The sequence below is a fragment of the Sphingobacterium sp. B29 genome (genome assembly GCF_001952815.1).
In the GTDB taxonomy this organism is placed as follows: Bacteria; Bacteroidota; Bacteroidia; order Sphingobacteriales; family Sphingobacteriaceae; genus Sphingobacterium; species Sphingobacterium siyangense.
Map to the genome: position 1 here is coordinate 4,550,590 of NZ_CP019158.1, position 24,963 is coordinate 4,575,552.

The window sequence follows — 24,963 nt, forward strand, 5'->3', positions numbered from 1 at the left end:
TAGTTAGTTACAATTAATTAAAAGTTTTATGAAATTTAAATTTATTCTAGGCTTTTTTCTTTGCTTTGCAATGACCTTCACTGGGAAAGCACAAGAAACACAACATATTTCTAAACTGGAAATTGGCAAAAAGGCAAAAAAAAATATCGATAATAGAGACTCAACTGTCGTCATGCACATCGATACTTTAATCATGAAAGACAATGCTACCCTTTCGTTCTATGGCAAGAAAAATGTCAAGCTAACGATTGGTTATGCTGAAATTGGAAATAAGGCAACCATCTATGGAACCGATGGAAAGAATAACGGTGCAAACTTTGACATCAATGCTAATTTTCAAAAATTAGGTTCCCTTTATATCATTGCAAAAGGGGATGACGCTTTTAATGGTACCAAAACTTTTCCCAATGGGAACGGAGGAAAAATTAAAGTCACTTTAACAGATGGCAGTCTCAAACCGCAAACAACAAACAAAAAAGCGGCGAACTATATCTATGGAGACGTAGCTGCAGGTGGCCGCGCTGTCAATGCAAACACAGACTTGAGAAACATCTATGATCGGATTAAAACTGCTCCCACCGGATTGAGAGGGTTACCTCAAGGACAGATTTATTCTGGCAGTGCCGGAACTGAGGGTACATTTGAACTAATTTCAACACAATAACGAAATCCTTAACCCATAAAATGCTAGTATAGAATAATACGCCTTTTTTATGGGTTCATTATTATCTACATCCTCTTCTTTTAAGCTCATAGGCCAATACCAACCGCGTCATCCGATCGTACCGTGCTATTCCTTCCTGTTGATTGTTATGTTTCAGGTATTGATTATAAAACAATCCCATCACATCGTCGACCCAACCCGTGTATTGACTCCAAAAATACCGTTCTTTTTCCACGTCTTTCAATACTTTCGCGCTTAATCTTCCCTTGTAATCCTTTCCTAAATCAGGATACATACCTTGCAGTTCACGTAACATATAAAGCGTGGTCTGTAGATAAGCCGAGTATCGGTAGAAGGACTGTGGATGTTGCTGTAAGCGAACAAAAGCTATAAAATTCGCCTCGTCTTCAAAACCAATTCCCTGTTGATGCGCAAGTTCATGCACTGTAGTAAAAGGTAAAAAGGTGACTGGCATTGCTTTATTAACCTGTGCTTCATGAGTAAATGGATTAAAATAGCCCGAGACACCAAAAAAAGAGACTATTCTGCTATTTATTGGTGATTTTGCCCTAATTTGACCCCTTGACAAGAAATCAGCAAAAGCCGTATCCTGTTGTACCCATGTACTCAAATCCGTTTGAATAGTTTCTTTATGCTCTTCCCATTGGGATGGATCTACATGCTCCCGCAAGTTATTTGTACTATCCAGAAACGCATTCAAAACCACGATATAATCGGCTAACTTTAAGCTATCAACTTGCAAATTGGCATTGGTACTGATTGGTTCACGATAATAGTTCAGGCCCCAAGATAGGTAAAAGAAAAAATAGAGACCCAATAACAAATTTATGATAAGTAGAACCGGACGAAAGGAATTCTTCCATCTTCCTTTCCATAAATTTCCGATCAATTTAGCAATTGAATAAAGTAGCAACCCAACTACTATAGCATAAAATAGATCACCTAAACTAAAAGGAACATAACCAAAAATAAATCTTGGCACATGGCTATAGAAACGGTAAAAGCCGCGCGCATAAAACACCTCAATCCATTGGCTATGTTTCTCAATCAGGGAGAAAATAAAAATTCCAATCAGAAGTAACAGCAGTGTGAAAACAGCTATTTTATTGCGCTTTTCCATTCAAATAATGATATAAAACGATTAGCTTTCGTTCTCAAAATAGACCTTGTAATAATTCATGCCTTTATCCTCATCGTAACCCTTCTCAAGATATTCACGTTTACCATGAACATAGATATGAAAATTCTTATCCAGCTTTAAAACAGACTTGTAAGAAGATTCCATTTTTTTTACCGCTTTATCTGCTATTTCAAAACTTGCCTGAAATGGAGAGTCAAATTCATCTTCAAAACCAGCTTTAAAGTCCTGAAATAAAGCAATCGCCTGCGGGTTGCCCAAGACTTCCTCCTCAAACTCTTCCTGGACAAAAGTTTCCTTTTCCTTAAAGTAATTCATGGATTTGTTCATCAGATCAATCTTGTCCGCTTTCTCCAATTCAAACGTTTCGTCTAATTTTTCCTGAACAAAGTTCTTATACACTTTCAGGTAATTCCCCGTTTGATTGAAATTATCGTTACGCACGCGAAGCTGCAGAAACTCATCTTTCCAATATACAGCCTCCTGTTGACGGTTTGTCTGATCGAGAACCAGCACCTTATACCCCTCTTCTTCTTCCACATTGACAATAATACAGCCCTTGTCCAGTTTATTGATATTGATCGCCTCCTGCTCATATTCCAACATAAAAGCACCTTGCTCCGGATATACTTTCAGATAAGTCTCTTTATTCTCAGATTTGAATATACCAATCGCATCATGTTCTTCCCCTTCGATCTGCACATTTTTTAAGGCAACTACATACACCTCTCCAGCTTTAATTTTAGGATGGTTGGATACCTCATAAAGGTGTTTTGAAATTTGTTGGGAAAAATCATGAAATGGAAGCTGCTCCTTAAAATACTGTCTTGCAAAATAGAAAATCTCATTCAGCTCCAACTCTCCATTGGGATGATATAAACGATATACTTCATTCACCTTTGCAAAAGGGCTCATAAAATACTGCATCAGGAGTCCAGGTAACACGTCATCTCCTTCAAGAGATACCGGGGCATCCGACAAAATATAAAATTCATCTTGCGCTTTATTGCCTACACGATGAATAGATAACGCTTCAAAAGTTGCATCTTGGTGAAAAAACATATTTCTTATCTTATAAATTATATATATCTATTGCTATTCTAAAAGTCTGACAATGTGCATTGACAATATCTTTAATTTCAGGAGAATAACCTCCGCCCATACTTACTTGAACAGGGATATTTTGTTTATGGCACATTTGAAAGACCAATTCATCTCTTCGATGACAGGTACTGCTGCTTAAGTTCAATTTACCCAGCTTATCCGTTTCCAAAATATCGACCCCAGCCTGGTAGAAAACGAAATCAGGCTCAAATTCCCGAAATACATCAGCCAAACTTTCTTCCAATAAAGTGAGATATTCCATATCCGTAATATGATCTGCTAAGCCAATATCCAAATGGGAACGCTGTTTGACAAAGGGATAGTTTTTCTCACCATGCATTGAAAAGGTAAACACCTGGTTATGCCCTTCAAAAATATGGGCGGTACCATTTCCTTGGTGCACATCCAGGTCAATGATGAGAATACGGCTAGCATATTTATACTTCAATAAGTAGCCGGCGGCAGTCGCTTGATCATTCATCAGACAGAAACCTTCACCAAAATCATAACCTGCATGATGTGTCCCCCCTGCAATGGTAAAAGCAGCACCATACTCACGTGCATATTTAGCACTCCGGATCGTCCCATCAAGGATATATCGCTCCCGATCAACAAGGCTTTGACTTAATGGAAAACCTATTCTACGGACCATCCTGGAATCCAAAGTAAGCTCAAACAACTGCTTTACATACATTGGATCATGGACCAAACAGCATGTCTCAAAGCTCGCGAGCTCAGGACTGAAAAAACTTGACTCATCTGCCAGACCCTCATGTTTTAACTGTAAAGGAATCAACTCGTATTTCAGCATCGGAAATCGATGCCCCTCTTTGACGGGGTGGACAAATTCTTGACGAAAAGCTATCTTAAGCACCTTAAAATCTTCTATTACTCATGCGAAGATAAGAAAAAGATCTTTTGGAGTTATATGAGAAAAAGGGCATCTTTGAGAAGAAACAAACAGCAAGCCGATGTTATGTTGCCATAACAGCATACTTGTATTCGATCATAAATTTATATTCTTCAAAATAAATGGAAACAACTAATTTGCCCCAATTGTCTGCCATGGAACAACGTGTACTAGGCTCACTAATCGAAAAATCAAAAGTAACCCCAGAATATTATCCAATGACAATCAACAGCTTACAAGCTGCTTGTAACCAAAAGACTTCCCGCAAACCGGTTGTACAATATACAGAAGAAGATATTATTGCGACATTGGATATATTAAAGAAAAAGGGCTTAATCTCGACAGTTGTTGGCGGTGGATCTCGCGTAACAAAGTACAAACACAATTTTGCCATACAATTTCCACTGGTTCCCTCTGAATTAACCATTGTCTGTTTATTGCTACTCAGAGGACCGCTGACCGCCGGCGAAATTAATTCAAACTCCGGAAGACTTTATGAATTTGAATCGTTGGGCGAAATCAATGAACAATTGGAAAAATTGGCACAAGAAGGCTATCTTAAGTCCTTACCTAAACAAATGGGTCATAAAGAAGTCCGCTACATCCATTTATTAGGAGAAATCAATCTGGAGTCCTATGAAAATAGTGGTCCGGTGAGCGGCTCCTCGAACGACCAGATCTTACTCGATCGAATTGGACAATTGGAACAGGAAGTTGCAACATTGAAACAGCAATTTCAGGATCTCTGGGATGAATTACATTAATTGCTCATGTCGCAAACAATAGATTCAAAAAACGAAATATCCAAAGCAACCTTGTGGTTGATGACCATCGCCACAGGCTTAGTTGTCGCCAATAATTATTACAATCAACCATTATTGGGCTTGATTGCCAAAGACCTACATATTGACGAGGCTACGGTCAGTAATTCGGCCATGTTAACGCAGATCGGATATGCCTTTGGCCTGTTACTGATCGTTCCTTTAGGGGATATGTTTAAAAGAAAGAAAATGATCTTGATCGATTTCTTTTTCATTATTTTTTCTTTGGTAGGCATGGCCATGTCCACTTCTATCCTATCTATCTTGCTATTCAGCTTTCTGATAGGTTTCACGTCTGTTATTCCACAGGTTTTTGTGCCCATGGCAGCCGAACTTGCGAGCAAAGAAAAGCAGGCATCAGCAATAGGTATGGTTATGTCGGGTCTGCTGATCGGTATATTACTCTCTAGGGTTGTAAGCGGGTTTGTCGGCTCCTACTTTGGCTGGCGCGAAATGTATTGGATAGCGTCAGCAATTATGGTCATTACAGCCATCACCATCGCATTCAAGCTACCAGAGGTACTGCCTAATTTTAAAGGTTCTTATAAGGAATTGATGCGATCAGTCTGGAACTTTGCCAAGAAACAACCTGTATTACAGTTGGCTGCTTTCCGTGGAGCCATGGGATTTGGGGCTTTTTCTGCATTTTTTACAACGCTTGTTTTCCATCTTGAAGCCCCACCTTTCTTTGATGGCCCGGCAACTGCTGGAGCCTTTGGTCTCGTGGGTGCCTGCGGGGCGCTTGCCGCTGCTTTTGTCAATAAACTAACCATTTATATAGGCAAAGCAAAAATCATCTTGTACGCGATCCTATTGATGTTAATCAGCTGGTTATTATTCGCCCTCTTCGGCAATTACTATTGGGGCCTGATCCTTGGTGTTATTCTCATCGATCTTGGCCTACAGTCGATGCATATCCTAAATCAAAGCGATTTCTATGCGCTAAACCTCGGTGCCAACAACCGACTAAATACCGTATATATGGTCAGCTATTTTATTGGCGGATCAACAGGCACTTTTTTTTGCTGCACAAGCATGGCAACACTTCCAATGGCCCGGTGTTATTTTCGTAGGCACATGTTATACGCTGTTGGCATTGTTGGCTCATCTATTATTTGATTATAAATTAAGAAAAAACTGATATGAAATTCGGCCAAGTAGAACATCCCGAGGAAATCGATTTTACCCTTCCTCCTACTACACCAGAAACCTTAACCTTATTACAGCACTTCAAAATAGACAAACCTTTTGAGGTATATGTAGGCTGTGCAAAATGGAATAAACAAGATTTAAAGGGCTTTTATCCCAGAGGTACAAAAGACGAACTTGCCTATTACTCCACACAGTTTAACAGCATTGAACTCAATGCTACATTCTACAATTCACCTGGCATAGACCAGGTAGAGACCTGGAAAAAGAAAACACCTGCTAACTTCAAGTTCTTCCCAAAAATACCACAATCCATCAGCCATTTCAGCAGACTATTAAATACGGGTGATAAAGTAAAATTATTTACGGACTCCATTGTTCATTTCGATGAAAAACTGGGAATGGCTTTTCTTCAGATGCATGACAATTATAATCCAAAGGACATGGCCCGTTTAAAACTATTTCTTCATGACTGGCCAAAAGAAGTCCCGCTAGCGTTGGAAGTCCGAAATAAAGATTGGTTTTCCAAACCCGAAGTAACAAAAGAACTCTATGCACTGTTGGAGGAAACCAATGTGACCAATGTACTGGTCGATACTGCAGGCCGGAGAGATATGCTTCATATGCGCCTGACCACCCCGATTGCTTTCGTACGGTATGTAGGTGCAAATCATGCATCAGACTATGATCGACTGGATCAATGGATCGATGTTCTGAAACTATGGCGGGAAAACGGGTTGCAAAAATTGTATTTCTTTATCCACCAGAATATTGAGGTGGAATCACCGTTACTGGCGACACATTTTATCAAAAAACTGAATACAACATTCGACTTGGATCTAACCTATCCCAACAAAAACACAGGAAATACCTTATTTTAAGACAAGTTATCAGATCCGGTCCATGATGCACCAATAGAAAAATATATTTTGCCCCAAAAAAAAGCCGAAGTAGAAGATACTTCGGCTTTTTTTATTAAAAATCAAACTTTAGCTTATTTTTTAGCGTATTTAAAGTTTTTACCGATGAAACGGGCATTACCACCCAATTCTTCTTCGATACGCAACAATTGATTGTATTTAGCCATACGGTCAGAACGTGAAGCAGAACCAGTTTTGATCTGTCCACAGTTCAATGCTACAGCTAAGTCAGCGATAGTCGCATCTTCAGTTTCGCCCGAACGGTGTGACATCACAGAAGTATAACCAGAATTTTGAGCTAAAGTAACCGCATTGATTGTTTCAGTCAATGAACCGATTTGATTTACTTTCACTAAAATTGAATTCGCTGTATGGGTATCAATTCCTTGTTGAAGACGTTTTGTATTTGTAACAAAAAGATCATCACCTACTAATTGAACATGGTCACCGATTTTATCAGTCAATGTTTTCCATCCAGCCCAATCATCTTCAGCCATACCATCTTCGATAGAAATAATAGGGTATTTAGCTGTTAATTCAGCCAAATAGCTTGCTTGTTCTTCACTAGAACGTACAGCACCTTTATCACCTTCAAACTTCGTATAATCGTATTTACCGTCTTTGTAGAACTCAGAAGAAGCACAATCCAACGCTAAACAAACATCTTGACCTGGTTTGTAACCAGCGATTTCAATCGCTTTCAAAACTGTTTCGATAGCATCCTCAGTACCTTCAAAAGTTGGCGCAAAACCACCTTCATCACCTACTGCAGTCGAAAGACCTCTGTCATGTAAGATTTTTTTCAAGGTATGGAAAACCTCAGTACCCCAACGCAAAGCCTCAGAGAATGAAGGCGCACCCACAGGCATGATCATAAATTCCTGAAATGCGATAGGTGCATCAGAGTGTGAACCACCATTGATGATATTCATCATAGGGATAGGCAACGTGTTCGCATTTACACCACCGATATAACGGTATAATGGTTGACGCGACTCTTGTGCAGCAGCTTTCGCTACAGCTAAAGAAACTCCTAAAATAGCATTTGCGCCCAGGTTTCCTTTATTTTCGCTACCGTCTAAATCAATCATGATTTTATCGATGGCATTTTGCTCGAAAACATCTACACCTTCTAGTGCTTTTGCAATTTTAGTGTTTACATTCTCTACAGCTTTCAAAACACCTTTTCCTAGATATTTTGACTTGTCACCATCACGCAATTCTACTGCTTCGTGAATACCAGTTGAAGCACCTGAAGGAACAGCTGCACGACCAACAAAACCATTTTGTGTAGTAACATCTACCTCAATTGTAGGGTTACCGCGCGAATCCAAAATTTGACGCGCATGAACATCGATAATTAAACTCATCTCTTTATTAGACTATAATTTATTTTCATTACTTAGTGTAGATAAGACACACTCTTGTCTACAGACATTTTTCACAACCAAATATAATAAAAAATGTATTTATTCCCCTATTTATTATGAATAAAATAGTACTAATCTGAATAATTGGTACTATTGTCACAATAAAAAACCCTTCGAAATCTGAAGGGTTTTTTTATATAATATTGTACAATTTAGTTTTTGATCATCGCTACAAAATCATCAAACAAATAGCGCGAGTCATGTGGACCCGGTGATGATTCTGGGTGATATTGCACCGAAAATGCTTTCTGTCCTTTGATACGGATACCTTCAATAGACTGATCGTTCAAATTAACGTGTGTAATTTCGACGTTCTCAGAATTTTGGATATCTTCAGCCACAACCCCAAAACCGTGGTTCTGCGAAGTGATTTCACAACGGTTGGCGATAATATTCTTCACTGGGTGATTGATACCACGGTGTCCGTTATGCAATTTGCTTGTGCGGATACCATTTGCCAATGCTAAGATCTGGTGCCCTAAACAAATACCAAACATCGGTTTATTTGCATTCAAAATAGCTTTTACCGTATCGATTGCATAATCCATTGGTGCTGGATCGCCAGGACCATTGGAAATGAAATAACCATCCGGATTCCATTTCTCCATTTCCTCAAATGTTGTTTTCGCAGGAAAAACCTTTGTATAAACATCACGAGCCTCAAAATTGCGCAAGATATTTTTCTTGATGCCTAAGTCCAAAACCGCTACACGTAACGAAGCATTTTCATTACCGAAGAAATAAGGCTCAGCTGTTGTTACTTTTGAAGACAGCTCAAGTCCATCCATTGAAGGAACTTCAGCCAATTGACGCTTTAATTCCTCAACATCCAATGTTTCTGAAGAAATAATCGCATTCATCGCACCTTTATCACGGATATGTCGCACCAATGAACGGGTATCCACATCAGAAATACCAACTAAATTACCCTCTTCAAAGTAGCTTTGGATAGATTCATCAGCCATTTTACGGCTATAGTTGATGTTGTAGTTCTTACAAACTAGTCCCGCAATCTGAATTTGATTTGATTCGGTATCATCCTCATCAATACCATAGTTACCAATATGAGCATTGGTGGTTACCATGATTTGTCCAAAATAAGATGGATCAGTGAAAATCTCTTGATAACCAGTTGTTCCTGTATTGAAACAGATTTCCCCAGTAGTCGTACCAATTTTACCAGCGGCTTTACCGTGATAAACTGTACCATCTTCTAAAACTAAAATTGCAGGCAATTTGCTGTAGTTGGTCATTATCGATGTAATATTATAAAATGTGTATCCTTACTTTTATGAATTTTAAAGCGTTCTTTATTGGATATAAAAAAAGCCCTCAAATGGGCTAAATATCAATTAACAATGCATCATCACGATTGATAAACCGTTTCCTAAGGCACCTACCAATAAAGACTCTACTTTAATTTTCACGGGAGACAAAGTTACGACATATCACTTAAAAGTGAAAACATTTTTTATTTTTTTATTCTTCAACTGATTCTTTCTTCCAAAACGTTGCAAAGTCTCTCAAAATCAGACCTGTCAATAGCGGCACAAGCATATAAATCAATGGATTCTCTAACCAGGCTTCTCGAAACTCCAAGCGTAGCAAGGCAATCAAAGCGGTAGTAAGACCACATCCCGGACAATCATAGCCACTTGCAGCCTTCCAAAGGCAAGGAACAAGAATATGGATATCCGTGAAAAGATATAAGCCTATAGCAATCCCGAAATACCCCAATACCAACGAATAGATCCAATGATATTTAAGGTATTTCAGCAGGATATAAATCATTAATTATTGTTTATAGGACTCTTAATGTAATTGCCATCTGCATCCTTATATTTTCCGACAAGAATCATAATCAAATCGATCAGATACCAGATACCACAACCGCCCAAGGTAAGCAGCTGAATAACGGCAGTACCAATTTGCCCCAAATAGAACCGATGTGCTCCAAAAGGGCCTAGAAAAAAGCAAAATAACAATGCCGGCAACCATCTGTCATCCTGAAACGTGTTATTTTGTTGCTGAAAGGGTTGGTTGGCATAAAATATAGGCTGTCTTACGCCACAATAGGGACAAACCTCGGCCTTGATATTGATCAACTTGCCACATTCTACACAATACTTTTCGTCTGCTGTTTTCATTTAGATTTAATTTGGTAATGGGGCTAAAAACCAGCCTTCCATCCGGGATAAAATAATAGCATGAAATTAACAAAAAAACTTATAAAATGTTCTTTTTTTAGCAACATATAGCATTTAATATAAACAGAAAAGGCGCTTCACGGTATGGAGCGCCTTTTCTATTTATATATTCAACCTTTAGGAGTTGATTGCTTTCCAGATCATATCTTTCAATGGCAATATATTTTTACCGGTCACCGAAGAAATGAAAATATAGGGTACATCTTCCGGTAGCTCCTGCTCCATTTCCTTCTCCAGCTCCTCATCGAGCATATCAGACTTGGTAATAGCCAGCAATTTGGGTTTATCTGCCAATTCTGGATTATACGCAGTCAGTTCATTCAATAAGATTGCGTACTCCTCACGGATCGTCCGATCGGTATCGGCCGGCACCATAAACAGCAAAACAGAATTTCGTTCAATATGCCGCAAGAAACGATACCCTAATCCCTTTCCTTCTGAAGCGCCTTCGATAATACCCGGAATATCGGCCATAACAAAGGAACGGTTATCCCGGTAGCTCACCATACCCAAATTAGGTACCAGTGTTGTAAAGGGGTAATTCGCGATTTCTGGTTTCGCAGCAGAGACGACTGACAACAACGTTGATTTACCAGCATTCGGGAATCCAACCAGTCCAACATCAGCAAGAACCTTCAATTCGAGAATCATCCACTGCTCTTTACCTGGAAGACCAGGTTGCGAAAACCGCGGTGTCTGCTGCGTTGGCGACTTAAAATGCCAATTACCCAGTCCGCCTTTTCCTCCCGGAACCAATATTCTGGTTTCACCGTCTTCTGTGATATCGAACAACACCTCTCCCGTCTCTGCATCCTTCGCAATCGTACCCAATGGCACTTCCAAGATCTCATCACGTCCAGTTGCCCCCGTACGCAAAGAACTGCCGCCAGACTCACCGTTTGACGCAATAATATGCTTACGATATTTTAAATGGAGTAACGTCCAGAGATTAGTCGTTCCTTTCAGTATAATATGCCCTCCACGACCGCCGTCACCACCATCGGGTCCACCGGTAGCTGTGTGCTTGTCACGGTGCAAATGAGCCGAACCTGCCCCACCATGTCCAGAACGACAACACACTTTCACATAATCAACAAAATTCGAACCTTGCGCCATTACAATTTATTACAGTCTAAAAAGTACTTATCTTAATTAATAATTATCGATGATATCTGTTAAACTTTTAAAGATAGAATCGATATCACCGATACCATTCACTTTAGAAAGTTTACCTTGTGCCTCATAATACGGCAACACATGAATCGTCTTCGTGAAATATTCATCAATACGCTTCACCAATTTATCAGCATCATCATCCGCACGACCAGAAATTTCCTTACGTTTAGCGATGCGTGCTTTCAATTCATCCTCATTCACATCCAGTGCAATTACTACCGAGATTGATGTATTGATACCTTCTAAAAAAGCATCCAATGCCTCAGCTTGAGCAACAGTACGAGGAAATCCATCAAAAATAAATCCTTTTGCATCCGGATTTTTCTTTACTTCCTCTTCCAGCATTGCTATCGTAATCGAATCTGGCACTAAATTTCCCTCAGCAATAATCTGGCTCACTTGTTGACCAAGTGGCGTTTGACCTTTAATATGTGCTCTAAAAATATCACCAGTTGAAACATGAACCAATTGATATTTTTCAATAAGCTTTGCAGATTGGGTTCCCTTACCTGCACCCGGAGGGCCAAATATTACAAGGTTTAGCATAGTTTTATTTAAGAAATTAAAACGAGTTAAAAAATAAAAGCCTAATCACAGATGATGACTAGGCTTTTCAGTTGTGCGCTCCAAGGGAGTCGAACCCCTAACCTTCTGATCCGTAGTCAGATGCTCTATCCAATTGAGCTAGGAGCGCAATAAACCATTACGTTTAGAACTCTGTCCCATGTGTTTTGGTGACGCAAATATAGTCAGAATTCGTTTTTTTACAAATTTTTTTTCAAAAAGAAGTTCCCTCCTTCCATCGACTGCCCTGCAATTATGCTTCTAAAAACAAAAAGCCAATCAAATTGACTGGCTTTTATTTGTGCACTCCAAGGGAGTCGAACCCCTAACCTTCTGATCCGTAGTCAGACGCTCTATCCAATTGAGCTAGGAATGCCTCTTTTAACAATACAAAAACTGTATTTGTGCGCACCAAGGGAGTCGAACCCCTAACCTTCTGATTCGTAGTCAGATGCTCTATCCAATTGAGCTAGGAGCGCTAGGCAACCAAAACAAATCCGTTATCCTTTTCCGTTTTGGTGATGCAAATATCGTTATATTTATCGATTTAACAAACATTTTTTCTCTTTTTTAAACTTTATACAACAACATTTCTTTTATCTCGTTGATAATATTATATTTAAAATATCAACTTTTTTTTTCAGACACGGACAAATGTTAGCATTCATGAGCAAAAGAGAATTAAAACTCAGTAAAATTCGCATCGGAGATATCAGTATCTCTTACTATATTCGCCCAAGCAAATTATACCCCTCTCCGAAAACAGTCATTTTCATTCATGGTTTCCCCTTCAACAAAAACACCTGGAAACAACAACTCCTACAACTCGACGAAGATTATACAGGCATCGCCATTGATGTTCGAGGACATGGCCTAAGTACCAATGGACATGGTTTTTTCTCCGTCGATGTTTTTGCCAAAGATCTTGTGGAGTTTATTCGTAAACTCGACCTCAATCATGTCATCCTTTGTGGAATCTCTATGGGTGGCTACATCGCCCTCAGAACCTATGAACTGATCGGACAACAGCTCAAAGGACTTATCCTCTGTGACACGAATTCTCTTTCCGACGACAACAAAGGCAAACAAAAGCGTTTTGATTCCATTCAGGCTTTATTAAAATATGGTAGAAGACCATTTGCCATTGGCTTTATCGCAAACGTGTTTCACGATAAAACAATCCGTGAAAACCCCGAAGCTGTTGAACTCGTCAAAAGCTGTATTCGCAGAAATGAAGTCGCCAGCATTTGCGCGACACAACTCGCTCTTGCTTCGCGAACAGATACAACCCATTCGTTGAAGACAATTATTATTCCAACACTGATCATAAAAGGTAAACACGACAAGTTGATGAGCGAAGAGCAAACAAATATCCTTATCGAAAATATACCCGACGTCCGCTATATGGAGTTTGAAGAATCCGGGCACCTTCCAAATCTCGAGGAACCCGAAAAATTTAATGCGGTGCTCAATGATTTCCTGCGAAATATACCATTATAACCATCACCTTGGTCGTCAAGTGCGGCATCGGATATAAAAACAATAAAAAAAGCCACAACAGTGGCTTTTTTTATTGTTTTCATTAAGATTTCGTTCTACGGATACTAGAACGAAAAATCATCTTTTGACCGAACATCCGCTTCCTCAGCGTATGCATCATCAAAGTTAGGCTCATAACGTTTCTCGATTACTTCCTGATTAGACTTGATGTAATTAACCACATCCGTCAAACCATCAGCGAATTTCTCAAAATCTTCTTTATATAAGAAAATCTTATGCTTAATAAACTGGCCATCCTCAAAGCGCTTCTTGCTTTCTGTGATAGTAATGTAGTAATCGTTCGATCGAGTTGCTTTTACATCAAAAAAATAAGTACGCTTACCTGCTCTCACCTTTTTTGAAAAAACTTCTTCACGTTCTTTGTTTTCAAAATCTCCCATTGGTTGTTATTTAAGTTTAAAGTAATCTTAATCTTTGATAAATATATAATAATTCATTTTAATACACCAAATAATATTAAAAAAAAAAGACAATTACGCACAAAAATGGCAGTTCCCAACTATTTATAACCAAGACAAAAATTAAACAACAAGATTTTTTACCGACGAAATCATTACATTTACCGAAAATATAAGTTGTATTACCTAAAGCAAATATGTAGAATATATTTGTGCCTCTATCTTTGAGTCATAAATAGTAAAAACATTATGGAAAAAGAACCCATCATACCAAACAGCAATAATAGCCGCAATATTGTAGGAGCGATTGTGATCATCGTAGGTATATTCTTATTATTGAATAACCTCAATTTAGGAAGCTGGTTTCCGGATTGGTTATTTGGCTGGCAAACGATATTAATCATCATTGGATTGGTCATCGGTATAAATTCCCAATTTCAGAAAAAATCGGCAATTATCCTACTGATCATAGGCGGAGCAAGCCTTATTTCAAGAATGATGCGCACAGATTTTGGTTCCGTAACCGTTCCGATCATCATCATTTCGCTCGGGATTTACTTTATCATGAGCAAAAGGAAACCGCCGATGGTTCCCCCAACTTACCCTAATCCGCCGCAAGGCTCTTATGACTGGGATAAGCGAGTCCATGTACCCACAGCAGAACCTATAGACAGTAGCCCCGCTGATCAGGAATCAAGACCTTTCAACGAACAATATGGATCAAGCCAACAAGCCTCGCCTAATCAGCAGGCTTTTGGCGACAAAGATCCTTTTCAACAGTCATTTGAAGATAACCTCAACTTGAACAGTATTTTTGCAGGTCAAAAGAAGGTAATCTATTCCAAAAATTTTAGAGGTGGCAACTTGACCAATGTATTTGGGAGTGTAGAACTGGATTTAACAAAAGCGGATATTCAACAACCCATTGTGATCGATACATTCCAATTGTTTGGTAGCGCACGTATTATCATCCCTCCACATTGGACGGTATTTAGCAACGTGGCATCGGTCTTAGGATCTGTTGATGACCGCCGCTTTCAAACAATTTATAATCCTGATACGGATAAGAAAATATACATTACAGGGACCTGTATTTTAGGCAATTTAACCATAAAAAATGCTTAATAGATGAAAAACAAACTGTTCCTCAGTGTTAAAAGTCGTTTAATTGGCATTATATGTATATCCGTATTTATCGGATATCTCGCGTTACAGTATTTATTGATGCTTCGTTCTGGTTTCGACCAACAACTCGCATTCAAAGATTCATTTATAAACAGTGTGGTGATGATGTTTTGCTGTTATGGCATGTCATCAGCACTCAATTTCTATACCCCGCAACCCCGGGAGATTTGGAAGGTACTCATCATCGGATTAATCATGGGCGCAATAAGCATCGCATTAAGCCGATTTTTGATGAGTTACTTTATCGAATCGACCTTTACCCCATTGCTGGATTTAACCTTACCCTATCGGGGTATCGTTAACTTCCTCATTTTGACTTCTGTTGCCATTATCAATATCGTTTGGAATATTCAGGAAGACAACATCAACAATATCAAGCGGAAGCAGGAATCCGAAAATTTACTTCGGGAAGCCGAACTGTATAATTTAAGACAACAGTTACAGCCGCATTTCCTATTCAATAGCCTCAACTCCATTATAGCACTTATTGGCGCCAATCCGGATGAAGCCCGAAACATGACATTCCAGTTATCGGACTTTTTAAGAGGAACATTAAGAAAAGAAAACAATCAAATTATCACACTTGAAGAAGAGCTCGATCACCTTCAACTTTATCTTGATATTGAAAAAGTACGCTTCGGTCATCGACTAAATACATCCATCTCTTCCTCAGAAGAAATTTTCAACAATAAATTACCAGCCATGATTATTCAGCCACTGGTAGAAAATGCGATTAAACACGGATTATACAATGTAACGGATCAAGTAGAAATTAAAATAAAATGCCAGTCGAATGAAGGTCAATTAATGATCCAAATTACCAATCCATTCGATACTGAAGAGCAATCAAAACCGAAAAAAGGCACTGGATTTGGGCTTTCGAGCATTCAACGCCGATTGTACCTCCTCTATGGAAGAAATGATCTCCTTGAAACTCAGATTCAGGACAATATATTTATCAGCACCCTAAAAATACCTCAATATGATTAAAGTCGTTATTATCGATGATGAACCCTTGGCACGCTCCATTATTGCCGGTTACTTAAAAAATGAGGCCGATGTATCGGTCGTTGCCGAATGTGGCGATGGTTTTGAAGGCGTTAAGGCTATTCATACCCATGAACCTGATTTAATTTTTCTGGACGTACAAATGCCCAAATTAACGGGTTTTGAAATGCTGGAACTGATAGACAATCCACCAGCTGTCATCTTTACGACGGCTTTTGATGAGTACGCCTTAAAAGCTTTTGAGAAGAACGCATTGGATTATCTGTTAAAACCGGTATCACCTACGCGCTTTAAAAAAGCCTTGGAAAAATTTAGGGCTAACTTCTCAGCTCCGGAGAAAAAGGTACAGCCCAACTACGAAGTCCTTACAGCGCAAGACGAAACAAAAATTGACCGTATTGTTGTAAAAACAGGCACCCAGATCAAAATTATTCCAATTGATACCGTCAAATATCTGGAGTCTTACGATGACTATGTTAAGATTCATACCAAAGATGGCATGTACCTCAAGAACAAAACCATGTCCTTTTTTGAAAAATCTTTGGATCCAAATCAATTTGTCCGCATCCACCGTTCTTTTATCATCAAAGTGGATCAGTTGGCTAAATTGGAACCTTATGAAAAAGACTCTTATATTGCTGCACTGACATCGGGCGAAAAGCTCAATATCAGTAAATCAGGCTATGCACGATTAAAACAATTGATTGGAATTTAAACATTCCGTAGATTTGTGCCCATCAATAGTTATGAAACATTTAATTACAATAGTATTGCTGGGCATCTCTTCTTACTCCTTTGCCCAAACGAATCCTGCGGAACAGATCAACAGAGGAGTTTACAATAAGCTGGAATTTTTTATCAATTCCCAGATGACAGACTCCGCCTATAATTTGGCCAGTGATTCTTTTAAACAGCAAATTAGCCTAGCCAAATTCACGCAAGTACTCCAAGAGCTATACCCCTTAGGAAGAGTAAAAAGCTCAACGATACAAGAATTTGAAAAAGGTCTTGCAACCTATCAAATGGACTTCGACAGCAAATCATATGCGGTCCTTTTTGCAACGGATACTACCCTAAAATTCAACACATTAAAATTCACACCTTTAGCAGGGAAGCCTCAAGTGGAAAAAACTATTGTGGTACCTGCTACACAGAAATCTGTCGATAACGACGACCTTTTTGTCGATTCAGTTGCAAATACGTACCTGAAACAACAAAACACACAATCACTTGCCATTGGCATTTTAAAGAACGGACAAACCAAAACCTATTTCTATGGCGAGACGGCCAAAGGCAACCAAACTCCGCCTACAAAAACGTCTATTTATGAAATCGGCTCGCTGAGCAAAGTTTTTACGGCTATACTTTTGTCAAATCTTGTCGAAGAAGGAACAGTCACCTTAGATCAGCCTATTTCGCTATTTCTTCCTGACTCACTCAAAAAAAATGAAGCGCTTTCGAAAATAACATTTCAAATGTTGGCCAATCATACCTCTGGCTTTCCACGACTTCCTGAGAATCTCGACAAAGTCAAAGGATTTAACGAAAACGACCCTTACAAAACATACGACAAAAAAGCACTTTATAATTACCTCGCAAGCTTTAAAAATAAAAAAAATCCAGGTGAAGAATATGAGTACAGCAACCTTGGTTACGCCGTATTAGGAGACATTATATGCAGTATCTATAAAAAAAGTTATGATCAGCTTGTAAAAGATATCATCTGTAAACCACTTGAAATGAGTAATACCTTTCAAGTATTAGATCCTAAGAGAAAAGATACTTTTAAAGTATATAACAAAGAAGGCCAAGAAGTAATTCCTTGGTCGTTTGACGCTTTCGGTCCCGCTGGTGGATTAAAATCGAGTCTGGAGGATCTGCTTAAATTTGCGAATGCGCAATTTAAGATGCCGCAGACTCCATTGGAAAATGCGATGGCAAATACCCGGTTATTTACATTTTTTCTACCTCCAGACACAGACCTCGGACTCGCATGGCATATGAATTTGATTGACGACCTAACGGTTTATTGGCACAATGGCGGAACTGCCGGAAGTAGCTCCTATCTAGCCTTATCGCCCGACAAAAAAAAGTGGTGTAGTCATCTTGTCCAATTCAGCCATCTCTACCGATGACACGGGTAAAGCTATCTTGGATTACCTACTCCGTAAAAAGTAAAGTTCAAAAAACAAGGAATAATGAGCCATATTGAAACAACAATATGGCTTTTTTTGTTGTAATAGCGATGAGTGATCATTAATTTTGAAGATAGGACAAAACAAATGGATTCAGAGGAATCAACCAACAACAAGCTAAACAGCATCTATTTACATGAAGATATTTATCACTAAAAAAATTCCACAAAAAGGCATAGATCTATTAAAATCTGCTGGGCACGACATTTCTATACACGATTCAAGTACTCCCCTTTCCGAAACGGAGCTTATCAAAGCTAGCCAACAGGTCGACTACGTCCTTAACGGTGGAATGCAAAAGTTTGATGCTAATTTTTTCCAAAACTGCCCCAACCTAAAAGCCCTATCTCTCATGAGCGTCGGCTATGACAATGTGGATATCTCAGCCGCTACACAGCATGGAATCCCCGTAAGCAATACACCGGGCATCCTTTCGGGAGCAACAGCAGACGTTGCTTTCCTCTTGATGCTATCGGTATCGCGGAAAGCATTTTTCAACCACAAAAGAATTTTGCAGGGCGAATGGAAAGGTTTTGATCCCACAGCAAACCTAGGCATCGAGCTCAATAACAAAACACTAGGCATTTATGGACTGGGACGAATTGGCTTTGAATTCGCCAGAAAAGCCAAAGCAGCGTATAACATGGAAATTATCTATTACAATCGGAGCCGTAATGAGGAAGCAGAACAAATTCTTGGCGCACGATATGTTAATTTCGACGATCTGCTCACGCGGAGCGATGTACTTTCAATCCACTCAGCTTTGACTGCGGAGACTAAAAACCGATTTGACAAAAATACGTTTACGCGCATGAAAAACTCCGCTATATTAGTGAATACGGCTAGGGGCGGATTAGTCAATGAATTGGATCTAACAGAAGCCCTGCAGACTGGCCAATTATGGGGCGCCGGGCTTGATGTAACAGACCCGGAGCCGATGGATCCAAAAAACCCACTCTTAACGATGGAAAATGTTTGTATCCTGCCGCACATCGGCTCTGCCACCGTAGAAACAAGGGATAATATGGCATTGATGGCCGCCAGCAACTTACTGGCCGCAATCAAAGGCGAAAAAATGCCACAAATTATCAATAAAGAAGTATATCAATGAAACGAAGATTTTTTCAGCTTTTAAATAGCTTAAATAAAGCTATCTTACCAAAATACGGTAAGATGGATCCGTTAAAATTAAAAAAGTACCAGCAGGCTATCATTACCTACAGGTACTTTGTCCTTATACATGCATTGGAAACGGACCAGGACTAAGTTTTTGCAGTTCCTTGGTCACTTGAATTTGAAACAATGCTAATCTGCGTCGGATTGGAAGATAAACTAATATCGTTCCTTTCCAGCTCCAACATAATCTTTTCCTGCATCGAGTTTCGCGCAGCGACATAGTGCTCTCTTTTCGTCCAGGCACGAACGGTCAAAACCATGGCACTGTCCCCCAATTCTTTGATGAAAACAGTTGGCTCCGGACTTGTCAACACATTCTCATTCGAACGGAGAACCCTTAATATGATATCTTTCGCTTCTTTCACGTTTTTATCATAAGAGATACTGATGGTATATTCAAACATCCGTTGCACAATTTTCGTGTAATTTTTGATAACCGAATTAGCTAAGGGTCCATTAGGGCTAAAAACACGTACCCCATCATCCCCTATTAAAGTGGAATACAAGATATCAATTCGTTCTACCGTACCTGCAGTACCATTTGCACTCGATATGGAATCTCCTACTTCAAAAGGCCTAAACATCAATATGAGCACTCCGCCAGCAAAATTGCTCAAACTTCCCTGCAGCGCCATACCAACAGCCAATCCAAAAGCAGATAATGCTGCGATAAACGAGGTTGTCTGAATCCCAATCTGGCTGGCTACAGTAAGAAGCAGCATCACCCACATGACAATCTTGACGATGCTAGAGATAAAAGCCCGGATCGAAGGATCCACATTTTTCTTTTCAAAACGTTTATGTAATAATCGGTCCACAAAACCAATCACATATTTACCGAGAATCAATAGGATAATCCCCCCTATAATCCCCGGAATAGACTCAATCACAATGTCTGTCAAACGCCCAAATCTCGTTTCTAGGCTATTCAAATTACTTTCCATTTATTAATATATTTTAAAAATTTAGACACAAGGATTGTTCCAACATCGTCCACTACCTATCAAAAGATCAAAATCATTGAAAAATACCACAAAACAGCAAATAAACACCACTTATAAAAGAATATTTACCCTAATTTTGTAATATGAATAGAAAAAACACCATACCTATCATTGATAGTTGTAGTATTGATCTCAACAATAACACAACGATTCATATTGATGATCTGAAAGAATATATCATCAAACATCAGGATATGGTGTTCCCACATAAGCATAATTTTTTTCATTTCGTCCTTTTCACCAAGGGATCCGGAGAGCATATCATTGATTTTAATCATTATAAGATAGCGCCTTATCAGATCTATTTTATGGTTCCGGGTCAGGTACATACCTGGAATTTTGTGGGTGATGAAGCAGGTTATGTTGTCAATTTTTCGATTGATTACTTTCAATCTTTTCTTTTACGTACCGACTACCTGGAGCGCTTTAGCTTTTTACAGGGTAAAATTGAACATCTGATATTTGTGTTAGCTGAACAATATCGACCCCAGGCAACTGCTATTCTCGATCAAATCCTATCTGCAAAAGCTGAAAGATTACCGGAAGACTATACCCGTACACTTTTACTGCAGTTTATATTATATATTTCGATTGCTACAGAGAAGGAGCATCTCGAAAGAGGCAACCCCTACAATCATAAAATATTTAATAGCTTTCAGCAATTGGTTGAGCAGCAGTTTAAATTAACCAAGCTGCCCAGTATTTATGCGGATCAGTTATTCATAACCCCCAATCATCTCAACGCGATCTGTAAATCCTATATTGGGCAATCTGCAGGAGAGATCATCCGGAACCGCATTGTCCTTGAAGCGAAGCGGCTCCTGGTCAATAGAAATTTAAATATTACCGAAATTGCAGATGAGCTGCAATTTAAGGACAACTCATACTTTACTAAATTTTTCAAAAAATCCGCTGGGCTCACACCGGAAGAGTTCAGAAAACAACTATAACTATGGAAGAGGTTAAATACGAATTATCTGAATTTAAAGCCGCATGGCAAGCAAAATGTCCAAGATGTAGAATCGGCCATGTGTACCAAGGGCCTGCATACGGTCTGAAAGTACAAAAAATGAATAGCCATTGCGAATACTGTGGACTTCGTTACGAACGTGAGCCAGGTTATTTTTATGGTGCCATGTATGTTACCTATGCGTTTTCTATCGCCGAAATGGTTACTGCCTGTATGGCAACCTATATCCTGACAGGCAATGATTCTTCTTTTATACTCTATGCAACAGTTGCGATCATGAGCGTTGTTTTAATGTCACCCTTCAACTACCGCTACTCGCGTATCGTACTGATGTATTGGTTAACGCCTGGCTTGAGATATGATCCAAATGTCAAAAAAAAGGAAGTTGATGTGAAGGCTTCAGCATAACCTTCATTATCCTTATCTTTATCCTGATGAAGGATATCATTTATTTGGACAACAACGCAACAACTCGAATTTTGGATGAAGTATGGAATACCATGACTCCCTACTTCATCCAAAACTATGCGAACGCATCGAGTATCTATCACCAAATGGGACGCGAAGCCAATGCTGCCATCCAACTTGCTAGAGGACAAATAGCTGAAGTGTTGAATTGCTCACCGAAAGAACTATTTTTCAATTCAGGTGCAACAGAAAGTATTAATACCGTAATCTGTGGCATATTTGACAAATACCAATCTAAGGGCAAACATATTATCACCGTATCAACAGAACACAAAGCCGTATTAAGTTGCTGCGAACAGTTAGCCAAGCAGGGGGCCGAAATCACTTACCTGCCAGTCGACGCACAAGGGATGATTGCTCTCGATGATTTAAAGAATGCAATCACATCCCAGACAATACTGGTCTGTATCATGGCGGCCAACAATGAAACAGGTGTGCTATCTGCTATCGCACAAATAGCCGATATCTGTACCGAAAAAGACGTCTTATTTTTTTGTGATGCGACACAGGCCATTGGAAAAATCGACATTGATCTACAAAAATTAAATATCGACATACTCTGCTTAAGTGCCCATAAACTTCATGGCCCAAAGGGAATCGGCGCACTCTACATCCGAAGAAAATCGAAACCGATTCAAATTACTCCTCTCCTTATCGGTGGTGGTCAGGAAAGCGGATTTAGAGGCGGCACATACAATGTGCCAGCTATCGTCGGCTTTGGAAAAGCCATATCTCTGATTAAACCAGCAGTTTATAATACGGTCGAACGAAACCGCAATCTATTGGAAGAAATTTTAAGTGAGATTCCTGAAATCATCATTCATGGAAAAAATGCATCCCGCCTACCAAACACCAGTTACATTAGTTTTAAACATATCCTGGCCAGCGAAATAATGACTACCTGTCCCACATTGGCCCTTTCCTCGGGCTCGGCCTGTGTGACCGGCTCCAGAGAACCTTCCCATGTTTTAATGGCTATGGGTATTTCCAAAGAAGATGCATTATCGGCCATTCGCTTTAGCTTAAGCATATTTACGACGCAAGAGGATATTATACAATGTGCCCAATTGATCACAGCAGCGGTTCACAAAATCCGCGATCAATCCCCCATCTGGCAACTTTTCAAAGCTGGCATGATCGATTAATTTATGACATTCTAAAAACTTTATAGGAGACGAAATATAACAAGATTGTATGTATCTTTGTGTCATACAAAGGATATTACTATGATTACAGTTACTGACAAAGCAAAAACTCGTATCGAGGAAATCATGAAGGATGAGCAATATGACAGCAATTACTTTGTGCGTGTTGCTGTGGAAAGTGGCGGTTGTTCGGGCTTGAGTTATAAGCTGAATTTCGATAATGAAGAAAAAAAAGGTGATCAATTTTTCGAAGATAAAGGCGTGAAGGTATGTTTGGATATAAAATCATTTTTATACCTAGCAGGTACAGAATTGGATTATTCCGATGGTTTGAACGGAAAGGGTTTTGAATTCCACAATCCGAATGCGAGCCGGACCTGTGCATGTGGCGAAAGCTTCTCCGTTTAATCAATCAATCGATCCACCATAAACAAAAGAGCCCTGAAATATTTCAGGGCTCTTTTGGTAAGTAACCAAACACTTTTGGTTGCACCAACAAATTATTAGTTTTATAATTAAATATTGACCTACCTTCATTTTGTTAGAATTTTTTTATTTTTTCAACTTTTTAATGGATAAATATTAAAAATCACAACCAAACAGATTAACCAATGATATTTTTATACTTTTGTATGAAATAACTGAATAAAAAATAAAACCATGCGTATCAATCCATGCATGGTATTTCATTTGACTCATATGGAGGGAAGAAAACTTTTAAGTACCGAAGTTGCTATCAGCTTCGTTAAAGATACATTTGTCCAACAACTAAAGAAAGCATTAAATTTAATTCCGATCTCATCACCATTGGTGGTTTTAGACGGCACAGGATTAAACGATGACTTAAATGGAATTGAGCGTCCGGTATCATTTCCGATTAAATCATTGAATGAAAAAAGAGCTGTCGTGGTACATTCATTGGCAAAATGGAAAAGAGTCCGTTTAAAAGAGCTTGAAATGTTACCTGGGGAAGGCATCGTGACAGACATGAAAGCACTGCGTCCTGATGAAGATTACACCCCTATTCACTCGATCTATGTAGACCAATGGGACTGGGAAAAAGTAATCGATAAAGATCAACGTAATTTGGCCTTCCTGAAAGAAACCGTATTAAAGATTTACGATGCGTTACGATTTACAGAACAACAGGTTGAAAGCAAGTATCCACAGATAAAAGCGATTCTTCCGGAAACCATTACATTCATTTCGGCTGAAGAACTACTGCAAAAATATCCTCATCTAAGTGCAAAGGAACGTGAAAATACAATCACAAAAGAATACGGTGCTGTGTTTTTATACGGTATCGGAGGGGCACTCAGCAATGGTGTTGCACACGATGGACGCGCAGCCGACTACGACGACTGGAGTACCGCAAATGAAGCAGGCCACAAAGGATTGAACGGCGATATTCTCGTATGGAACCCGATCTTAAATTCGGCGTTTGAACTTTCTTCCATGGGAATTCGCGTCGATAAAACCGCTTTGGCACATCAAATGGAAATCAGAAATTGTACTGAAAAATCCAAACTGACTTTCCATAGCATGCTTCTTAATGATCAATTACCAGAATCTATGGGCGGTGGGATCGGACAATCACGTGTCTGTATGTTTATGCTCAAGAAACAACATATTGGAGAAGTCCAAGTCAGTATCTGGGAAGAGGACAAAAAAGAAACGCTAAGACAAGAAGGTATTGATATTTTATAAAACAATACTTATTAAGAATTAATAACGCGGCAACTATACCGCG

At 39.2% G+C, this 24,963-nt stretch carries 27 protein-coding genes and 3 tRNA genes; 16 read left to right on the plus strand and 14 right to left on the minus strand.

Annotation, left to right across the window (positions count from 1 at the left end; genetic code table 11):
* The first annotated feature begins 28 nt into the window (after nt 1-28).
* Nucleotides 29-664, plus strand: a complete 636-nt coding sequence (locus BV902_RS19630; RefSeq protein ID WP_075993396.1) for a hypothetical protein — start codon at nt 29-31, stop codon at nt 662-664.
* A gap of 61 nt (nt 665-725) precedes the next feature.
* Here BV902_RS19630 and BV902_RS19635 read toward each other — a convergent pair whose 3' ends face one another.
* From BV902_RS19635 to BV902_RS19645, 3 genes are read right to left on the minus strand one after another with little or no spacing between them, the layout of a single operon-like run.
* On the minus strand, nt 726-1,805 hold the full coding sequence (locus BV902_RS19635) for a DUF3810 domain-containing protein (protein ID WP_075993397.1): 1,080 nt from the start codon (nt 1,803-1,805) through the stop codon (nt 726-728).
* A 21-nt stretch (nt 1,806-1,826) separates the two neighbouring features.
* Nucleotides 1,827-2,885: a nucleoid-associated protein gene (locus tag BV902_RS19640; protein ID WP_075993398.1), complete on the minus strand. Its 1,059-nt coding sequence runs from the start codon at nt 2,883-2,885 to the stop codon at nt 1,827-1,829.
* Between the two features lie 10 nt (nt 2,886-2,895).
* Nucleotides 2,896-3,801 carry a histone deacetylase family protein gene (locus tag BV902_RS19645; protein WP_075993399.1) on the minus strand — a complete coding sequence of 302 codons (906 nt, stop codon included), beginning with the start codon at nt 3,799-3,801 and terminating at the stop codon, nt 2,896-2,898.
* 158 nt (nt 3,802-3,959) lie between these two features.
* Here BV902_RS19645 and BV902_RS19650 point away from each other — a divergent pair, with 158 nt between their 5' ends.
* Genes BV902_RS19650 through BV902_RS19660 form a run of 3 tightly spaced genes read left to right on the plus strand, consistent with a single transcriptional unit; the run spans nt 3,960 to nt 6,688 of the window.
* Nucleotides 3,960-4,601 (plus strand): YceH family protein, encoded by a 642-nt coding sequence (locus BV902_RS19650; RefSeq protein ID WP_075993400.1) that lies wholly within the window; start codon nt 3,960-3,962, stop codon nt 4,599-4,601.
* Nucleotides 4,602-4,607: 6 nt separating this feature from the next.
* Nucleotides 4,608-5,777: an MFS transporter gene (locus BV902_RS19655; protein ID WP_237241731.1), complete on the plus strand. Its 1,170-nt coding sequence runs from the start codon at nt 4,608-4,610 to the stop codon at nt 5,775-5,777.
* 23 nt (nt 5,778-5,800) lie between these two features.
* Nucleotides 5,801-6,688, plus strand: coding sequence for a DUF72 domain-containing protein (locus BV902_RS19660; protein ID WP_075993401.1), 888 nt, complete (start codon nt 5,801-5,803; stop codon nt 6,686-6,688).
* Nucleotides 6,689-6,801: 113 nt separating this feature from the next.
* On the opposite strand, the gene eno is transcribed toward BV902_RS19660, so the two are convergent.
* The 9 genes from eno to BV902_RS19705 all read right to left on the minus strand — a co-directional run bounded on the left by eno (nt 6,802) and on the right by BV902_RS19705 (nt 12,583).
* A complete protein-coding gene (gene eno / locus BV902_RS19665; protein ID WP_046675452.1) occupies nt 6,802-8,097 on the minus strand; it encodes a phosphopyruvate hydratase in 1,296 nt (431 codons plus the stop codon).
* 212 nt (nt 8,098-8,309) lie between these two features.
* Entirely contained in the window at nt 8,310-9,410 is a 1,101-nt protein-coding gene (carA, locus tag BV902_RS19670) for a glutamine-hydrolyzing carbamoyl-phosphate synthase small subunit (RefSeq protein ID WP_075993402.1), read from the minus strand.
* A 226-nt stretch (nt 9,411-9,636) separates the two neighbouring features.
* Nucleotides 9,637-9,948, minus strand: a complete 312-nt coding sequence (locus BV902_RS19675) for a DUF2752 domain-containing protein (protein ID WP_075993403.1) — start codon at nt 9,946-9,948, stop codon at nt 9,637-9,639.
* On the minus strand, nt 9,948-10,304 hold the full coding sequence (locus BV902_RS19680) for an NINE protein (RefSeq protein ID WP_075993404.1): 357 nt from the start codon (nt 10,302-10,304) through the stop codon (nt 9,948-9,950). Before BV902_RS19680 ends, BV902_RS19675 begins: the two co-directional genes overlap by 1 nt.
* 177 nt (nt 10,305-10,481) lie before the next feature.
* Nucleotides 10,482-11,480, minus strand: coding sequence for a GTPase ObgE (gene obgE, locus BV902_RS19685; protein WP_046675449.1), 999 nt, complete (start codon nt 11,478-11,480; stop codon nt 10,482-10,484).
* Between the two features lie 36 nt (nt 11,481-11,516).
* Nucleotides 11,517-12,086 (minus strand): adenylate kinase, encoded by a 570-nt coding sequence (locus BV902_RS19690; protein ID WP_046675448.1) that lies wholly within the window; start codon nt 12,084-12,086, stop codon nt 11,517-11,519.
* A gap of 74 nt (nt 12,087-12,160) precedes the next feature.
* Nucleotides 12,161-12,234 (minus strand) — tRNA-Arg (locus BV902_RS19695).
* Between the two features lie 172 nt (nt 12,235-12,406).
* A tRNA-Arg gene (locus tag BV902_RS19700) sits at nt 12,407-12,480 on the minus strand.
* Between the two features lie 29 nt (nt 12,481-12,509).
* Nucleotides 12,510-12,583: transfer RNA gene (locus BV902_RS19705), tRNA-Arg, on the minus strand.
* 187 nt (nt 12,584-12,770) lie between these two features.
* On the opposite strand from BV902_RS19705, the gene BV902_RS19710 reads away from it, so the two are divergent.
* Entirely contained in the window at nt 12,771-13,604 is an 834-nt protein-coding gene (locus BV902_RS19710) for an alpha/beta fold hydrolase (protein ID WP_075993405.1), read from the plus strand.
* Nucleotides 13,605-13,708: 104 nt separating this feature from the next.
* Here the strand turns inward: BV902_RS19710 and BV902_RS19715 are convergent, their stop codons facing one another.
* A complete protein-coding gene (locus BV902_RS19715) occupies nt 13,709-14,044 on the minus strand; it encodes a DUF3276 family protein (RefSeq protein ID WP_075993406.1) in 336 nt (111 codons plus the stop codon).
* Nucleotides 14,045-14,311: 267 nt separating this feature from the next.
* Here BV902_RS19715 and BV902_RS19720 point away from each other — a divergent pair, with 267 nt between their 5' ends.
* The 6 genes from BV902_RS19720 to BV902_RS27590 all read left to right on the plus strand — a co-directional run bounded on the left by BV902_RS19720 (nt 14,312) and on the right by BV902_RS27590 (nt 19,716).
* Nucleotides 14,312-15,187: a LiaF transmembrane domain-containing protein gene (locus BV902_RS19720; protein ID WP_083663679.1), complete on the plus strand. Its 876-nt coding sequence runs from the start codon at nt 14,312-14,314 to the stop codon at nt 15,185-15,187.
* A 3-nt stretch (nt 15,188-15,190) separates the two neighbouring features.
* Nucleotides 15,191-16,237: a sensor histidine kinase gene (locus BV902_RS19725; protein WP_075993407.1), complete on the plus strand. Its 1,047-nt coding sequence runs from the start codon at nt 15,191-15,193 to the stop codon at nt 16,235-16,237.
* Complete coding sequence (locus BV902_RS19730; RefSeq protein WP_075993408.1) at nt 16,230-16,970, plus strand: LytR/AlgR family response regulator transcription factor; 741 nt, start codon at nt 16,230-16,232, stop codon at nt 16,968-16,970. The genes BV902_RS19725 and BV902_RS19730 overlap by 8 nt, the downstream gene beginning before the upstream one ends.
* A 31-nt stretch (nt 16,971-17,001) precedes the next feature.
* Nucleotides 17,002-18,390 carry a serine hydrolase domain-containing protein gene (locus tag BV902_RS19735; protein WP_075993409.1) on the plus strand — a complete coding sequence of 463 codons (1,389 nt, stop codon included), beginning with the start codon at nt 17,002-17,004 and terminating at the stop codon, nt 18,388-18,390.
* Between the two features lie 196 nt (nt 18,391-18,586).
* The gene (locus BV902_RS19740) at nt 18,587-19,561 is read left to right on the plus strand and encodes a 2-hydroxyacid dehydrogenase (RefSeq protein WP_075993410.1); all 975 of its coding nucleotides are present in this window, start codon (nt 18,587-18,589) and stop codon (nt 19,559-19,561) included.
* A complete protein-coding gene (locus tag BV902_RS27590; protein WP_172840711.1) occupies nt 19,558-19,716 on the plus strand; it encodes a hypothetical protein in 159 nt (52 codons plus the stop codon). The genes BV902_RS19740 and BV902_RS27590 overlap by 4 nt, the downstream gene beginning before the upstream one ends.
* Here BV902_RS27590 and BV902_RS19745 read toward each other — a convergent pair.
* Nucleotides 19,713-20,570 (minus strand): mechanosensitive ion channel family protein, encoded by an 858-nt coding sequence (locus BV902_RS19745; protein WP_075993411.1) that lies wholly within the window; start codon nt 20,568-20,570, stop codon nt 19,713-19,715. The two genes, BV902_RS27590 and BV902_RS19745, sit on opposite strands and share 4 nt — an antisense overlap.
* Before the next feature lie 143 nt (nt 20,571-20,713).
* Between BV902_RS19745 and BV902_RS19750 the strand changes: the two genes are divergently transcribed.
* The 5 genes from BV902_RS19750 to asnA all read left to right on the plus strand — a co-directional run bounded on the left by BV902_RS19750 (nt 20,714) and on the right by asnA (nt 24,920).
* The gene (locus BV902_RS19750) at nt 20,714-21,580 is read left to right on the plus strand and encodes an AraC family transcriptional regulator (protein ID WP_075993412.1); all 867 of its coding nucleotides are present in this window, start codon (nt 20,714-20,716) and stop codon (nt 21,578-21,580) included.
* Between the two features lie 2 nt (nt 21,581-21,582).
* Nucleotides 21,583-22,008, plus strand: coding sequence for a DUF983 domain-containing protein (locus BV902_RS19755; RefSeq protein ID WP_075993413.1), 426 nt, complete (start codon nt 21,583-21,585; stop codon nt 22,006-22,008).
* Between the two features lie 26 nt (nt 22,009-22,034).
* The gene (locus tag BV902_RS19760) at nt 22,035-23,213 is read left to right on the plus strand and encodes a cysteine desulfurase family protein (RefSeq protein ID WP_237241732.1); all 1,179 of its coding nucleotides are present in this window, start codon (nt 22,035-22,037) and stop codon (nt 23,211-23,213) included.
* Nucleotides 23,214-23,294: 81 nt separating this feature from the next.
* Nucleotides 23,295-23,621 (plus strand): HesB/IscA family protein, encoded by a 327-nt coding sequence (locus BV902_RS19765; RefSeq protein WP_046675441.1) that lies wholly within the window; start codon nt 23,295-23,297, stop codon nt 23,619-23,621.
* Between the two features lie 252 nt (nt 23,622-23,873).
* The gene (gene asnA / locus BV902_RS19770) at nt 23,874-24,920 is read left to right on the plus strand and encodes an aspartate--ammonia ligase (RefSeq protein WP_237241734.1); all 1,047 of its coding nucleotides are present in this window, start codon (nt 23,874-23,876) and stop codon (nt 24,918-24,920) included.
* Nucleotides 24,921-24,963: the final 43 nt, after the last annotated feature.